This window comes from Sulfurospirillum arsenophilum NBRC 109478 (assembly GCF_000813345.1).
Classification (GTDB): Bacteria; Campylobacterota; Campylobacteria; order Campylobacterales; family Sulfurospirillaceae; genus Sulfurospirillum; species Sulfurospirillum arsenophilum.
This window is the reverse complement of the sequence record NZ_BBQF01000001.1, coordinates 651,104-664,881: the sequence shown is the minus strand read 5'-3', so window position 1 is coordinate 664,881 and position 13,778 is coordinate 651,104. Positions and strand designations below refer to the sequence as shown.

Annotated in this window: 15 protein-coding genes and 1 tRNA gene; 10 read left to right on the top strand and 6 right to left on the bottom strand. The window is 34.9% G+C overall.

Annotated features, from left to right (window positions below; all coding sequences use genetic code 11):
- Positions 1-26: 26 nt before the first annotated feature.
- Genes SAR02S_RS03390 through SAR02S_RS03380 form a run of 3 tightly spaced genes read right to left on the bottom strand, consistent with a single transcriptional unit; the run spans position 27 to position 1,911 of the window.
- Positions 27-419 carry a hypothetical protein gene (locus SAR02S_RS03390; protein WP_041956872.1) on the bottom strand — a complete coding sequence of 131 codons (393 nt, stop codon included), beginning with the start codon at positions 417-419 and terminating at the stop codon, positions 27-29.
- A 29-nt stretch (positions 420-448) separates the two neighbouring features.
- The gene (locus SAR02S_RS03385) at positions 449-1,693 is read right to left on the bottom strand and encodes a hypothetical protein (protein ID WP_041956870.1); all 1,245 of its coding nucleotides are present in this window, start codon (positions 1,691-1,693) and stop codon (positions 449-451) included.
- Between the two features lie 17 nt (positions 1,694-1,710).
- A complete protein-coding gene (locus SAR02S_RS03380; protein WP_041956869.1) occupies positions 1,711-1,911 on the bottom strand; it encodes a hypothetical protein in 201 nt (66 codons plus the stop codon).
- A 380-nt stretch (positions 1,912-2,291) separates the two neighbouring features.
- Between SAR02S_RS03380 and SAR02S_RS03375 the strand changes: the two genes are divergently transcribed.
- The 10 genes from SAR02S_RS03375 to SAR02S_RS03335 all read left to right on the top strand — a co-directional run bounded on the left by SAR02S_RS03375 (position 2,292) and on the right by SAR02S_RS03335 (position 10,883).
- Positions 2,292-3,140 carry a hypothetical protein gene (locus SAR02S_RS03375; RefSeq protein WP_041956867.1) on the top strand — a complete coding sequence of 283 codons (849 nt, stop codon included), beginning with the start codon at positions 2,292-2,294 and terminating at the stop codon, positions 3,138-3,140.
- Between the two features lie 78 nt (positions 3,141-3,218).
- The gene (locus SAR02S_RS03370; protein ID WP_041956865.1) at positions 3,219-3,434 is read left to right on the top strand and encodes a hypothetical protein; all 216 of its coding nucleotides are present in this window, start codon (positions 3,219-3,221) and stop codon (positions 3,432-3,434) included.
- Between the two features lie 153 nt (positions 3,435-3,587).
- Positions 3,588-3,920 (top strand): hypothetical protein, encoded by a 333-nt coding sequence (locus SAR02S_RS03365; RefSeq protein ID WP_041956864.1) that lies wholly within the window; start codon positions 3,588-3,590, stop codon positions 3,918-3,920.
- Complete coding sequence (locus tag SAR02S_RS13405) at positions 3,914-4,051, top strand: hypothetical protein (RefSeq protein ID WP_156961431.1); 138 nt, start codon at positions 3,914-3,916, stop codon at positions 4,049-4,051. Before SAR02S_RS03365 ends, SAR02S_RS13405 begins: the two co-directional genes overlap by 7 nt.
- Positions 4,048-5,016, top strand: a complete 969-nt coding sequence (locus SAR02S_RS03360) for a type II secretion system protein GspD (protein ID WP_041956863.1) — start codon at positions 4,048-4,050, stop codon at positions 5,014-5,016. Before SAR02S_RS13405 ends, SAR02S_RS03360 begins: the two co-directional genes overlap by 4 nt.
- Before the next feature lie 91 nt (positions 5,017-5,107).
- A complete protein-coding gene (locus SAR02S_RS13475; protein WP_198133067.1) occupies positions 5,108-6,781 on the top strand; it encodes a hypothetical protein in 1,674 nt (557 codons plus the stop codon).
- Between the two features lies 1 nt (position 6,782).
- Complete coding sequence (locus SAR02S_RS03350; RefSeq protein ID WP_041956861.1) at positions 6,783-7,082, top strand: hypothetical protein; 300 nt, start codon at positions 6,783-6,785, stop codon at positions 7,080-7,082.
- 2 nt (positions 7,083-7,084) lie between these two features.
- Complete coding sequence (locus SAR02S_RS03345) at positions 7,085-8,308, top strand: zonular occludens toxin domain-containing protein (RefSeq protein ID WP_041956859.1); 1,224 nt, start codon at positions 7,085-7,087, stop codon at positions 8,306-8,308.
- Positions 8,309-8,687: 379 nt separating this feature from the next.
- On the top strand, positions 8,688-10,001 hold the full coding sequence (locus tag SAR02S_RS03340; RefSeq protein WP_041956857.1) for a rolling circle replication-associated protein: 1,314 nt from the start codon (positions 8,688-8,690) through the stop codon (positions 9,999-10,001).
- The gene (locus tag SAR02S_RS03335; protein ID WP_041956855.1) at positions 10,002-10,883 is read left to right on the top strand and encodes a site-specific integrase; all 882 of its coding nucleotides are present in this window, start codon (positions 10,002-10,004) and stop codon (positions 10,881-10,883) included. It begins immediately after the preceding gene.
- A gap of 72 nt (positions 10,884-10,955) precedes the next feature.
- Here SAR02S_RS03335 and SAR02S_RS03330 read toward each other — a convergent pair.
- The 3 genes from SAR02S_RS03330 to SAR02S_RS03320 all read right to left on the bottom strand — a co-directional run bounded on the left by SAR02S_RS03330 (position 10,956) and on the right by SAR02S_RS03320 (position 13,741).
- Positions 10,956-11,040 (bottom strand) — tRNA-Leu (locus SAR02S_RS03330).
- Positions 11,041-11,092: 52 nt separating this feature from the next.
- Positions 11,093-11,395 (bottom strand): F0F1 ATP synthase subunit C, encoded by a 303-nt coding sequence (locus tag SAR02S_RS03325; protein WP_041956852.1) that lies wholly within the window; start codon positions 11,393-11,395, stop codon positions 11,093-11,095.
- A gap of 102 nt (positions 11,396-11,497) precedes the next feature.
- The gene (locus SAR02S_RS03320; RefSeq protein WP_041956850.1) at positions 11,498-13,741 is read right to left on the bottom strand and encodes a polyribonucleotide nucleotidyltransferase; all 2,244 of its coding nucleotides are present in this window, start codon (positions 13,739-13,741) and stop codon (positions 11,498-11,500) included.
- Positions 13,742-13,778 lie beyond the last annotated feature (37 nt).

Here is a 13,778-nt window from a genome sequence, read left to right as displayed (position 1 = left end):
TACTTCCTTTCCTTTTTAACAATTTTTTAGTGCATTTCAATTTTGATATTTGCTTTTCTTTCATCATTGCTAGATTGTTTTATTGTTTGTTGTTGTTCGTTATTCTTTGGTATTACTTTGTAGCTCATTGAGTAAATGTTATACGTTGGTTTTTTTTCGTGATCTTCATATGTTGATTTTAGTATTGTGTATCTTTGTCCTGCTTCAAGTTTTAAATTGGTTACGCTTTTTGTTTTCCAATCTAATATTCCTCCAGCATATTCAACAAGTACAGTATCGGGAGATAAATTTACTATTATTATTTCTGCGCTCATTGCACCTTTATAAAAATATGTGCATACTTTCTGATCATGTAATTCGCATGGTGGGATTGCATACATACTTGTAAGTAGTCCAACAAGGACAAGTAGTTTTTTCATAAATCAGCACCTTAGTCTTTTTCGTAATATTAATCTTTTTTATCTTTTAATTTGCTCGCAATAGAAACAAGTTTTTCAAGTTGCTCTATTCCTAGACCTTTATCTCCACTTTTATCTCCAAAAACGCTATGAACAGGGTTTTCAAAGATTTTTTCAATAGGAGATTTGAATATCTCAAGTAGTTTTTCTTCTTTTGCTATTTTTTGTTCTTTTGTTTCTAATAAATCTTTTTCTCCTAAAAATTCTTTTTTTAGCCTATTATAATTATTCATAAGTGTTTGAGCCATAATGATTTTATAATCAAATTCTTCGAATAATCGCTTTGCTTTGTTATATTCATTCAAAAAGAAAATTACTAAAAAAGCTAATGGAATATTAAATAGTATTTTCATTGTGAGTAATTCCCAAAACTTACTTTCTTTAATTGAATTAATTGAAAAATCTAATAGGTTATAATTTATTATAAGCATTCCTATAATAACTATACATAAAAGTGCTAATTTGAAATATTTGTCAATTCTACAATTAGATAATTTTTCTTCAAGTTTATCAGAAAGCGTATATGCGATATGCCCTTCTTTTGCTCGTTTTAGCTCTTGTATCTCATTATTTACTAGATTTTCTGTTCTTACTAGATCTAAAAGAGACTGTTGTGCTACTCCAAATAATTCTTTAGAATCAGATGATCTTTTATCAATTTCTTCAAGTTTTTGGTTGAGCTTTTTTTCGCTTTCACTATTTTCTATTTTTGTATTAATTGTTTTTATATCATTTGGGTAAACTTGTTCTAAGAAGAGCGAAATTTTAAATTCCAAATTTTCTAACGTTTTTTCTACATAATCATTTTCTATTATTATTTTTCCTTCTTCTATGGGTTCATTTACTGATATTGTAGGAATGACATTTAATATCTCATCAATAACATTTTTAATATTTTCTGCAGATTCAAATAATGCATTTTGACTTGTTTCATTATTACTTCTTAAAAAAGCATGAATTGAATTTCTAAAATCCTCCAATGCTCTATCATATTTTTCTAATTGATTGATATTTTGTAAAGCTATGAATTGAAATTCCGAATTTAATATTTTCTCAAGTACATCATCAATTATCATAATTTTTTTATTTGGAAGGCTTGAACGAATAACAACTTTAACTTCTTTTTCATTCTCATTAATATATTTTATATTTGTATTAATTCTATTTAACTGTCTATCTTGAACATTTGTTAGGGGTGATCTATTTTCTTTATCAGGGGTCACTGCGTTTACCATTATTGTAATAATTCCTTTTATTTCAATTTGAACTTTCCACTATTTGCTGATTCTTTTATTTCTTTTAATTTCTTTAAACTTTTTTCTACTTCTTCAATATGTTCATCTAATGCTAACCCTTGATTTATCAGCTTAACTAATTCAGGATTAGTTTTTTCCCAATTATTTAATGTTTTAACATCTTTACCAATTAACTTTGCTAGTTCTGCTCTTGTCATACAATAATTCCCAATTAATTTTATAATAAGTGGAATAATTGCCTATTTTTAATTTTGTTCTAAGTATTAATTACTTAAAATTACAATTGAATATGGAATTATTACCTATTTTGTTTTTTACCTTTTTGCTTTAAATTAAATATATATATGTGAAATTTCAATTATATCGTTTTTGTTTATTTTTCATAGAAAAATACATTATTTTTTAAAAAATAATGATTATGAAAAAAACTGCATTTTTATATTATAAAAATCTCGTTATCTGAAAACACGTCTTTTCAAATAGCAAGGTCTTTAGGGGTCTTAGCGGAGCAGTTTGTCAGCACCTACTGCTCTGTCTTGTTAAATGGTGCTCAAACAACTCTTAAAAAGGTGCTACCATGCAAGATTCAACCAAAGTCTATCCTCACTATCTCAAACAAGCTTACCAAGCTGAAGTTCTACTCCGTAAGCCTCAAATCCACTCTGTTGGGTCACGTTACCCTCATAAAGATCATGTAGTCATTACAACCGAAAACATCGAGCGTAGTCCATCTAATCCACTTTTTTCGATTATTTCCCTTATTGACGTAGTGGTTAAATGTGAAAATCGTATTGAGGCTATAAAGCTCAATAACGCACTTAAAGAGTATTTCGCAAAAGGCATGATGTTGCCTTTACGTGTAGGCGTATTTCAAAAGCCATACACAAAAGATCGTGAACGTGCTCAAAAGCATTACGCATTTGCAAACATTAGCGCAAAAGAGCTTTTGGAAGATTTGCCAAAACTTGAAAAAAACCAAGATTTGAAATTTGTCGTTGGTGCTTCTCCTGTTGAAAGTAATTATATTTTAAATGGTTTTGACTTGACATATTCATTGACTGAATACACAATGCAAGGCTCTTTTATGACGTTAGAGCAGATGAAAGAGTTAAATAAAAATGCTGAAAGACCATCATATAAGCTCAAACTTTGCACAACGTCTTTCTTTGAAGTGAACGAAGATACCTCGCTAGATGAGTCCGTCAATTTTGAGATTAGCGGTGAGAGCCAAAGTGAGATCGAGACTCTTGCCGAAAAAATTGTGAAGCTTCAAAATAATGGCATTGCTTTTACATGTAAAGGTAAATTTCCTCAATCCCAAAAAGACTATTACACCGTAGCCATTACCAAAAAAGCTGGCGATCTCATAACAGAAATTAATACCATCTTAGAGCCTAAAAAGCCTATACCGCCTAAAGCCTCTTAATAATCTTCTACAAAAGGCACTTAATCCGTGCCTTTGATAGAGGGTTTAAATACTCTACTACACATCACGGAGGAATCTATGAAAAAGATTTCAACACTCGGACTTGGTTTATTTGTTGGGTTAACAACCCTTGCTTCTAACGCTATGGCGGCTGACCCTGCTTGGTTTACTGATTTGACTACACAGCTTACTGGTATCCAAGTTATGGTTTTGGCTGTTCTTGGTTCTGTCATTGCCATTTCTCTTGCTCCTTTGGCATGGGGTTTTGTTAGAAAAGTTCTTCACAGAGGCTAATCTAACATGATTACTCAAATTGACTTAACCGCTTATTACCTTGTTGCAAGTGCTATCTTAGGCATGAAACTCATGGTATTTGGTGCGTTCTTCATTTTGAGAGTTGCAAAGAGGAGATGATGGTCTCCTCTTTCTATTTCTAAGGTGCTGATTATGAAAAACTTATTACCTATTTTATGCTTATTTTCAAGCCTTTCATATGCTGATTATTTGTTTGTTTCTCAAAATGCTTGTGTTAAAGACTTTTATTTTAAAACGGGTTATCTTTACTATACGTTTAGTCACACGGGTGTTCAACAACAAAGTTCTTCTTTAAGTCTTGGTGATGATTTTATTGATGGTTATGAGTATAACGCTACTTCAAGTATATGTAAAAAGATACCTACTAACAACACACTCGGCATGAAAAATGAGGACTTTAATTATCTCAATGCACTTGTTTCCATTTTGGTTTCTGTCCTTATGCTTTGGAGTTTGGTATGGTAGACATTATCCATTTTTCAATGACTGCAAGCTTACCCGCTAACTATGTGCTTGATATTGTCTTTACGGTTTTTATTAAAGGCTTTTTACCTGTTTATCTTGTAAGACTTGTTTATACAAAGTTTTTTAGATGAAAGCTTTTATCCTCTCTATCGCTTTGATGATAAGCGTCTACGCTGAACCTATTGCACCGACTAATTATTCACTTCGTGATCTCGCTATTTATGTTTCTGATACATGTAAAAAAAACATTCTTATTTCGCAAGATATTAAAAATATGAGTGCTGATTATTTTGTTGTAGATGATCTTAGCCCTGATACTTTATTCTCAACATTTAAAAGGATTATTGAGTCAAAAGGTCTGTTCCTCAATGACTACAACGATTATTACATTATTGACGAAAAAGAGTATAAACCTATCGACCCCGCCAACCTCTCTAATGTTGAACTGACTATGAAAGTTATTGAAATCAATAATGAGAAGTTCAAAGAGAAAGGCTTTCAACCAAAACTAACCTCCACGCTTAATCTCTCAACGGTCACAACGGACTTTAAAAAATTGACATTTGATAAGCTCTTTAGTGCAGATTTTGAGGCGGTCTTAGCGGATTTAGAGTCACAAGACTATTTAAAGATCGTAAGTGAACCTACGGTGATCGTTGCAAATGGTAAATCAACAACCATGAATGTGGGTGACACCGTAAGCGTTAAAACGTCCTCTTATGACTCTGCAACGTCAACCTCTGTGCGTAATACCTACATTCAAAAAGAATTAGGTTTAACGATCAAAGTCACCCCTTTTATTCAAAAGAATGGTCTTATCATTTTAAACACCTCTTTTATCAATGAAACACTGAAAAAACAGAGCGATGATGGACTCATTCAAACCAATAAAAAATCAATCAATAGTGACTTTAACCTTATGGACGGTGGAAGTATTGCTATTGGTGGATTAACAGCAAGTCAAGATATTAAATCTGTCTCTAAAATCCCCGTGCTTGGTGATATTCCTATCTTAGAGTATATCTTCGCATATGAGACAAATAAAACAGTACGCAATACCTTGACTATCTTTATTCAAGTAAAGGTTATCAAATGACATTTATCGTGATTGACGTTTACCACTTCTTACAAGCTCTTGAAATAGAGATTATTTGGATTTCAAAATGAAAAAAATAGTTTTAATTCTAATGATATTTTCATTATCACTTTTTTCTGTTGAAGAGCCTTCTTTTCCTACTGAACAGGGCTATCCAAAACCTTTTTCCAATGGTACTATTTACATTCCTCAAGGTGTTAGCGGTTTTGGTGGTCAATATGCTGATATTATACTTTATGATTTCGGATATCAGTGCAATCCACAAGACTGGAATATTTTTGGTAGTGTTTTACAGAATCGTAATGGAGGTACTATTAAGTTTTTTGTTGGTACACATACAGATGGTTCTCTTACATGTTATGTAAATTATTCAATGAGTATTTCTATAGTTAGTGGTTGTCCTAAAAATACTGTTTTAAATGATAAATCCATTTGTGCTCCTAAACCTGAACCCGATAAATGCGACCCAATTGCTGGTCAATATACATCATCATCAGGGCAATGTACTGATTGTTCAAGTTTTGGAACAGTAAGTGGAAAAGCTTCATGTGCATGTGACGCAATTGGAAGTTCATATGGCGATCAAGGTGTTCTATCAACTATTAAAGATACTGCTGGTGGTAAAACTTATGATAAGTCTTTTCCAATATGTGCTAACGGTACAAAAATCGCTGTATATACCAATCCTGTTGATACTCCAACTAATCCAACAACACCTACAAATCCTACGACTCCAACAACACCTACTAATCCTACCACACCAACTGACCCAAATTCAGGTAGTGGAGGAAGTGGTGGCACGGGAGGTACTACTACGCCTACGACTCCAACAACGCCCACTAATCCAACAAACCCTACAACGCCTACCGACCCAACGCCAACTACCCCGACTAATCCTACAACACCCACTACGCCAACAACACCTTCACAAGCGGATGTTGTAAATGCTCTTAACGCTATTCAAAACGGTCAAAAAGATGCAACCACGGCATTAAAAGAGATTGGTCTTGATTTTAAAGTTATTAAAGAGCAGATGGGGAAAAATAGCACAACCTTTAACGATATGTTGGCTGAAATGAAATTAGGTACTGCAAAGACCGATAAAATGTATCAACTTATGGATGATGAGTATAAAGGTCAAGTTCAATACCGCAATATGATGGGTAAGTGGGTAACTGCTGATCTTGAAAATGCGTCTAAACAGCTCAATGCTTCTCTTGATATTAAAAATGCTATTAATGCAACTACGGGAGCGGTTAATGGCACTACCAACGCTATTAACGAAAAAGGCGAAGAAATTAAAAGTGTATTAGAAGATATTTTAAAAGCAATTAAAGACTCAAACGGTACTGATATGAGCGAGACTAATGATAAATTGGAAAAATTACATAAAGACAACAACGGTACGCATGGTAAACTTGACACATTACATAATGATCTAAATTCCACAAATTCGCTTCTCTCAAAAATTAAAGGTATGTTTGACAATAACGACTCTTTTAAAGCTCCTGATCTAAACAACTCTAACTTTGCCCTTTCTGATCTTTTACCTGATAATTCATGGTTTGATACAAATAAGTTAAATCTCAATTTCAATAATTATAACGGTGCGTGTTACTGCGAAACTGCGGAGTTTACAATCGGTGGTAAAACGTATGAATTCCCTCCAAAGGATTTTTTAGACAAATTCCCTTTTGGAACGATTGCAAACATTATGATGGCTTTTATCTATGTTCTTGGTCTTAGAGATTTTTTAAGGAATTAATATGCCAATGTTTTTAACTGGATTTTTTACAGCACTTACAGATTTTCTAATTAAGCTCTTTGGTAAAAAAGGTGCAAAATTAGTTTTTTTTACTCTCTATACTACTCTTCTTGTAACGGTTATGAGTGGTGTTAAAGATTTTGCAATGTCTCATATTAATATGAGTTCTTTCATGACTCCTACAATTTGTTGGTTTCTCACACAACTGAAAGCATTTGATCTTTTAGCTACGTACTTTTCGTTTATGTCTGCAAACTGGTTAAAAATGAAAATGGTACAGTTTTGGACGTATGGTAATTAACCATGATTAAGGTGCTGATAGGTGGACAAGGTAGCGGTAAAAGCTTAACCTCTATACATTTTCTCTTTGAGCCTGTGGACTCTCCGAATGGTAAAGTACCACGCCATACCCTCTATAAACGTCTTATTACGAACGTTGGTGGATTTAAACCCGCCCTTTTTAAAGAGCTAAGCGGTAACAATGACATAGAGATCAAACACGAAGATAAATATTGGACAAAAGAAGATCTTTTAATACTCTTTGATGAGCAGATGAAAGAAAAACAAAAGCCCGAATCAGAACGTACTCCAACGCTTTTTATTTATGATGAGTGCCAATTTGGACTAAGTACGTTTTCAACCGCTCAAGCGAACCTAGAAACGTGCGAAATGATCTCAAATTTCTTCTCATTACAGCGACATTACGGTCCTTGTGATTTTCTATTAATGACCCAAAGTCTTGATAAAGTACATGATAAGTATTTAGGTATTGATTTTGAGCTTTACATTGCTCCTGAATACTCCATGAAAGCTGATCCTATCAATGATATTGTTTTCGATTTGTACGACTCGGAAGGTAAAAACATCATCACGGGTGGTCGTGATAAGATCAAATATAAAAAGCAAAAAACCATCAAAGACAAAAGCGGTAATGACTTCAACCCTTTCATGCTCTATGTGAGTGGTGATGGTGGACGTACTGTTGAAGTTAAAAAGTCTTATTGGAAAAAGTACCTTTATATCTTTTTTGTATTAATCATTATCGCAATAGGCTTATTTATTTACACCTTTTATTCTCTCTTTGGTGGCATGAAAAGTACGCCTCAACCAGTCGAGCAGAATACCACAAAAGAAATTCCTCAACCTAAACAAGAGTATGACCTCTCTTTGCCTCCTCCGAACTCCGTTAAAGGCGCACGAGGCAACCTTAAAAAAGATGAGCTTTCTACCTATGACGATTATGTGAAAGAGCCTTACACCAACATTGAAGCTCAAAGCCTTTACCGTGTCTTTGTGATGGATAACGTCTATTACATCGGTACTCAAATTCTTACACTCGACCAGTTTAAAGCCTTTGTAGAAAAACAAGTCTTTTTCGTGATCTCTACACAACCTATCACAAAACGGAGCTTTTACGTCAATCTGCTTATCCATAATTCAGCGATTAATAGCTTTGGACTAAGTAGAGATTTTGACACGACAAACGGCACAAACAGAGCTAAATCAACAACAAAAAATCAGAATTGAAAGGGTGCAAAATGTTTACATGGTATGACGTAGTTTTTTTAGTTTTAGTTGTATTGGGTTTTGCATTTTGGGTGTACTTTTCTTCGATAGAGACAAGGGAAAAAAGCATCGCAGATAAAAGAGAGCGAGGCTCATAGCCTATAAGCGAACGTGTGGACTAGCGCAGCGTAACAGTACCAACCGTTACAACCTGCGAGGTGATGAGAACGTAAGGTGCTATAAAGGTGGTTAACTCATTTTGAGACTCCATCCTAAACAGCTGATTTTAGGTTTTTTTGACTTAACGAGCAAGAGCGAAGAGGAGCAACCGCACCGCATGAGCGAAGCTCTCTTGTCAACTTAACAAAAGTTTCCCGACATTTTTAAAAAAGGTGCTTATATGAAATACGGTCTTAACTCTTTTGACGTTGAAAACGCTCAAACAAAAATTAACCGTCAAAAAGAGTATTTATCGACATCAAATTTTGTTACTTCAAACGGTACATGTAAATCATTGCTTGATGTTTCCATGAGTGCGAATATCTCATCACGCTATTATGCTCAACTTGTTAACAAAGTAAACACTCTTCAACAAGCAATGACTAATCTTGATTTAACGCCTATCTTTATGACACTCACGCTTGATGGTTGGCTACACGATCTTTTCTATGGTGACTACTCACGCTTTAATGATGATCTCTTGTGTAAACTTCCTGAAAATGATCGTTACGGATACTTTCGCACTAAAGCCCTACTCCAAGAGGCATTTAATGCACATGATCTTTACATGGTACTAAGATGGCAATGGGATAGCTTTTTTAAAACTCGTACAATCCTCAATATCCGTAAAGAGACTAAAATCGGTTATCTCTTTGCTGTTGAGCCACACGAAAGCGGTGTGCCTCATGCTCATGTTCTGCTCTATGTACCTTTTAGCTCGATTGATAAACTCAAAAAAGAGTTTGAAAAAATCTTTGGCGCTTCTCAAAATATCGGTCAAGATAAAAAACGTCTATCTCCTGAACAGATCGCCAAAGGTGAGCTTAACGGTTTTCAATGGACATTAACTAATCCAGTCGGCTACATACTCAAATATGTCACTAAATCATTCATGGATATTAAAAACCAAGCACAAATAGATGAGCTTCAAGCATGGTACATTAAAAACCGTATTGTCCGCTTTACGACTTCACACACACTCGTGCCTCAATGGGTCTATAACAAAGTCTATCCTTTAGAGAATGATTGGTTATACCTCTCTGATCTTAAAATTAACTCTATGTGCGAGTGGTCTGCTGAAAATGATTACTTCATCTTTGAAGATATAAAAAGTGGTAAAACACTTCAATACGAAAGAGGTCTTTATCAAATGTTCCAAGATGGTTCACTCGTCCATGAGTTTGGCGAAATGAAAGAGATAAAAGAGCCGAACACTATGCGATATAGAGATAAATTCGTGATTAGAGAAAAAAGGAAAACAATCAAAATTGAACTATTTAATGTCAAAGGTCAAAAAATAGAACTGTATCCAAAACCGATAGCACATCGCAAAAACTATGATCTTGTTCAATACTATCACAAACTTAATCCTGAACTCTGCAATCTTCAACACTTTGGATTAGTTCAAAACGAGTGTATTAAGCGTGGACTCATTCACGGTCAAATTCAATCACTCAATGATTTTAACACTAACTTTGAGAATATCGGAGCATAAATGACTTTCCAAAAATACGCTTCCCTTTATCTTGAACTCAATGAGGACGAATGGAAGCCTTCTTACTTTGATAAAAATAGACGTATCATCAATAAGCGCTTTGATGAATTTCATAACATGAATATCAAAGATATAAAAGCCTCTCACATAAAGCTTTGGTACAAAAAAATAGACGGTGTGGGGAATAAGTCTAAACGAAATTACTTAAGCGTTTTAAAGGGTATTCTTGACGTTGCTTTGGAAGATGAAATAATAGATAAAAACCCTATGATACACGTAGCACTTCCTAAATACCATGCACCACGCATTAAACCTTTTACGAGTGATGATGTCAAACGTATCTTAGAGGGAGCAGAAAACTATAATTTTAACCTTGTTTATCTTTTGGCTATGGGTTTCTTTACGGGAATGAGAACGGGTGAAATATTAGCTCTTAAACGTGCTGATATTGATTTTGAAAAGAGAGTAATTCATATTCGATCTACAATCTCACGTTTTGGTGATGTTAAGCCTAAAACATTCGGGTCAATAAGAGATATTCCTATCCTTGATACGCTTTATCCCTACATCGTAAAAATGTTTGAACGTGAAAATGATAACTACATGATGACAACGCAATACGGTAATCCATACCATGACACGCATATCTTTTGTAACTATTGGTGGAAGCCTTTACTTAAAAAACTAGGTATTGAATATAGACGACCTTATAACATGCGCCATACGTTTGCTACAAATATGCTTTATAAACAACTCTGTACACCGCTTGAATTATCTCAATATCTTGGTCACTCAAATACTCGTATGATTTATGATGTTTATGTAAGTTATATAGAGGGTCACTTCACTTCGTTTAAAACTGATATTTTGCTTTATTCGTAGGTATGTGGGGGAAACAGTAATTTTTTTGGTTTGTTCTAAAAGTGCCTATTTTAGGGGATTAAAAGAAGAAAATGGTGCGGTCGGGGGGATTTGAACCCCCACACCCGTAGGGCGCTACCACCTCAAGGTAGTGTGTCTACCGTTTCACCACGACCGCATAAAAGAAGAGTGAGACCTTTAAAAAAGGTCTCATTTATTTGTTGTGTTAATTAACCAAGAAATGGGTTTTTGTAAAGAAGGATCAAAGAAATAACAAGTGCATAAATAACTTGTGCTTCGATCATCGCAAGTGCAATAAACATTGTAGTTACAAGTTTACCACCAAGACCAGGATTTCTTGCTGTTCCAGAAATTGCTGAAGATGCAGTATTTCCCATACCGATTGCGCCACCAAGTGCAGCAAGACCAAGTACGATACCTACAGCGAGTGCTGAGTAAGCTTTAACTGTTTCACCCTCACCTGCAAACGCTAATGTTGCAAATGCTACCATTAAAAAAAGAATCTTTTTCAAAGATTGCTCCTATTTGTTTTTCAAAGTCTGTTCGGATAAAACCCCTACTTTCCACTTTGTGAGCGAGATTATATCCACCTAATTGTTAAAAAGCCTTTAAAGTTAACGCTCAAGGCCTAGTTCGATTTTATTCCCTGTTTGCTTCAAAACTTTAACACGCACTTTTTGCTCAAGCGCTAGATAATCACTTACTTTATCCACACGATGATCAGCAATTTTGGAGACATGTAACAATCCATCAATGCCACCAGGAAGTTCAATAAACGCACCAAAATCAACAATACGTTTAACAACACCATCAACTACTTCATCTTGTACGAATGTTGGTACTGGCTTCTCTTCTCTAGGGGCACTATGTCGATCACCGCCTCTATCTCTTCCACCACCACGTCCACCAAAAGAAGGTTTATTGGTAATTTGAATAATGTGTTCTTTTGCAGCTTCAACTTTTTCTTTGTTCTCTCCTGCAATTTTAACTTCGCCTTTTTCACGATCAAGATCAATGGAGACTTCAAATCGCTCGATAATTTCTCGAATAGTTTTACCTGCTTGCCCAATGATATCAACGATTTTTGATGGATCAACACTAAAAAGCTCAAGTTTTGGCAAGATAGCATTGTTGATCACAATCTCTTGATTTGCAGTTTCCATTAGCCCTAAAATATGTGCTCTACCCTCTTTGGCTTGGTACAATGCCTCTTTAAGAACATCACGTGAAATACCGCCTAGTTTAATATCCATCTGAAGCGCTGTAATGCCTTCGCGTGTACCAGCTACTTTAAAATCCATATCGCCATCATGATCTTCAAGTCCCATAATATCACTAAGTACTGCGTGCTTATCACCTTCAAAAACAAGTCCCATAGCAATACCCGCTACGAGTTTTTCAAGATTGACTCCCGCAGCACGAAGTGCTAAGGCTCCACCACAGATGGTTGCCATTGAAGAAGAACCATTTGATTCTAAAATTTCTGATACCAAACGAATGGTTTGCAAACGATTTCTATCAAGAACAGGCTCTAATGCACGACGTGCAAGATTACCATGTCCTAATTCTCTACGTCCTGGTGCACGAAGGGGACCAGCCTCGCCAACGGAGAAACCTGGAAAGTTATAGTTCACCATAAAGGTATCGTTTATGGTATTTTTCTCTGTTAAAAGATCATACATTTGAGCATCTTTATCGTTACCCAGTGTCACAACCGCTAATGCTTGTGTTTGACCTCGTGTAAACAGACATGAACCATGTGCAAGTGGTAAAATATTGGTTTCAATGCTAATTGGTCTAATTTCATTAAGCTTTCTTCCATCTGCACGAACACGTTTTTCAATAATCATCTCTCTAACAATCTTCTTTTTATAAGTATTCACAACGCTATCAACTAGCTCTTTGCTCCAACCTTCTAAAACTGCCACTTCATCTGTTAAAATTTTCTTGATAATTCTTCCAAGTTCACTAGCGCGCTCACTTTTTGCCATTTGATTAATTGCATTATGAACTTCTTCTTTATAAAACTCATCAACATAAGCCAAAATAGAATCATTGGCTAAATCTTGTTTATAATCAAGAATAGCATCTTCTTTTTTAAGCGGTTTAAATGTTGCTTCATACGCCGTTGTTGCTTCTGTAATAGCACTTTGTGCCTTATCGATAGCGATTAAAATAGCATCTTCATCAAACTCATTGATTGATTGCTTTGTAATAACACTCTCTGCCAATGTTGGATCTAACATTGGATCAATTGCCATAACAGGTAAGCTCATTGTCTCCATTGAAGCAATTGAGCGCATCTCAATCATTAAAAGCTCTTCTTTTGTACCGGCAACATAAAGATCTAATGTACTGGTTTTAAGGGCTGAATTTGAAGGATTGACAACGTACTCTCCATCAATAAAACCAATGCGCACACCTGCAACAGCTTTATTGACAGGAATATCGGAGAGATAAAGAGCAGCACTTGCAGCATTAAGCGCTGCTACTTGAAGATCAACTTCAGGATCACAACTCAGTACAAAAACAGTGATTTGGGTTGGGTACGCATACCCTTTTGGGAAAAGTGGTCTAAGACTTCTGTCAATAACACGTGAAGTAAGCGTTTCAAAATCACCAGGCTTTGTTTCGCGTTTAAAATAGCCACCAGGTATTTTTCCAACTGCATAGGTTTTTTCAATGTACTGTACGGTTAAAGGTACAAAATTTTCTGCAACTTGTGAATCATCTCTTGATACAGTTGCTAAAATAACAGTATTTTTAATCTTCAACAAAGCAGCCCCTGCTGCTTGTTTTGCAACTTTACCAAGATCGTAAATTTCTTCCTGATTATTGACTTTAATTTTGTATTCCACTCTTCTTCTCCTTCGATTTTAACTAAATCTCATTATT

Coding starts and splice junctions, on each gene's coding strand:
- SAR02S_RS03335 (WP_041956855.1), top strand. CDS start 10,002: ATGACTTTCCAAAAATACGCTTCCCTTTATCTTGAACTCAATGAGGAC.
- SAR02S_RS03375 (WP_041956867.1), top strand. CDS start 2,292: ATGCAAGATTCAACCAAAGTCTATCCTCACTATCTCAAACAAGCTTAC.
- SAR02S_RS03350 (WP_041956861.1), top strand. CDS start 6,783: ATGCCAATGTTTTTAACTGGATTTTTTACAGCACTTACAGATTTTCTA.
- SAR02S_RS03380 (WP_041956869.1), bottom strand. CDS start 1,911: ATGACAAGAGCAGAACTAGCAAAGTTAATTGGTAAAGATGTTAAAACA.
- SAR02S_RS03360 (WP_041956863.1), top strand. CDS start 4,048: ATGAAAGCTTTTATCCTCTCTATCGCTTTGATGATAAGCGTCTACGCT.
- SAR02S_RS03340 (WP_041956857.1), top strand. CDS start 8,688: ATGAAATACGGTCTTAACTCTTTTGACGTTGAAAACGCTCAAACAAAA.
- SAR02S_RS03365 (WP_041956864.1), top strand. CDS start 3,588: ATGAAAAACTTATTACCTATTTTATGCTTATTTTCAAGCCTTTCATAT.
- SAR02S_RS03345 (WP_041956859.1), top strand. CDS start 7,085: ATGATTAAGGTGCTGATAGGTGGACAAGGTAGCGGTAAAAGCTTAACC.
- SAR02S_RS13475 (WP_198133067.1), top strand. CDS start 5,108: ATGATATTTTCATTATCACTTTTTTCTGTTGAAGAGCCTTCTTTTCCT.
- SAR02S_RS03385 (WP_041956870.1), bottom strand. CDS start 1,693: ATGGTAAACGCAGTGACCCCTGATAAAGAAAATAGATCACCCCTAACA.
- SAR02S_RS03370 (WP_041956865.1), top strand. CDS start 3,219: ATGAAAAAGATTTCAACACTCGGACTTGGTTTATTTGTTGGGTTAACA.
- SAR02S_RS03390 (WP_041956872.1), bottom strand. CDS start 419: ATGAAAAAACTACTTGTCCTTGTTGGACTACTTACAAGTATGTATGCA.
- SAR02S_RS13405 (WP_156961431.1), top strand. CDS start 3,914: ATGGTAGACATTATCCATTTTTCAATGACTGCAAGCTTACCCGCTAAC.